Origin of the sequence: Parvimonas sp. D9, assembly GCF_035282565.1 — a bacterium.
GTDB classification, from domain to species: domain Bacteria; phylum Bacillota; class Clostridia; order Tissierellales; family Peptoniphilaceae; genus Parvimonas; species Parvimonas micra.
Genome location: NZ_JAYKBM010000060.1, coordinates 1 through 441, shown reverse-complemented (window position 1 = coordinate 441; position 441 = coordinate 1). Strand labels below are relative to the sequence as shown.

1 protein-coding gene is annotated in these 441 nt (G+C 53.5%); it reads left to right on the top strand.

Annotation, left to right across the window (positions count from 1 at the left end; genetic code table 11):
• A partial coding sequence (locus VJI94_RS08015; RefSeq protein ID WP_324008964.1) for a hypothetical protein occupies nucleotides 1-441 on the top strand: 441 nt, incomplete at both ends.

Below are 441 nucleotides of genomic sequence, written 5' to 3'. Positions count from 1 at the left end.
CCGGGGTAAAACCTATACGGTGGTCCCCGTCATCGCTGTCGTTGAAGGTGTTCTCCAAGGCGTAAACAGCGACGCCCCTGAGCTGGCTGTTGCTTCAGAGTTCGGCAAGTTTCCTGCATCGTGGGACGGCCGACCTGTAATGATGAACCACCCCAATATCGGTGGGATGTGGGTATCGGCGAGTATACACTCCGTCTTGGAGACCTACCAAATTGGTTTCCTGGCCAATACCAAGCTCGACGGCACTAAGCTGAAGACTGAGGCGTGGCTCGACAAGGACATGATTGATGCCATCGGTGGTGATGCCACTGAGACGTATCAGCGTGTGCTTGACGGTGAAATGGTTGATGTCTCCGTGGGTGCTTTTATCGACATTGTCGAAGGAGCAGGCATCCACAATGGCAAAAATTACGCTGGCTCATGGGCCAATGTAGTTCCTGA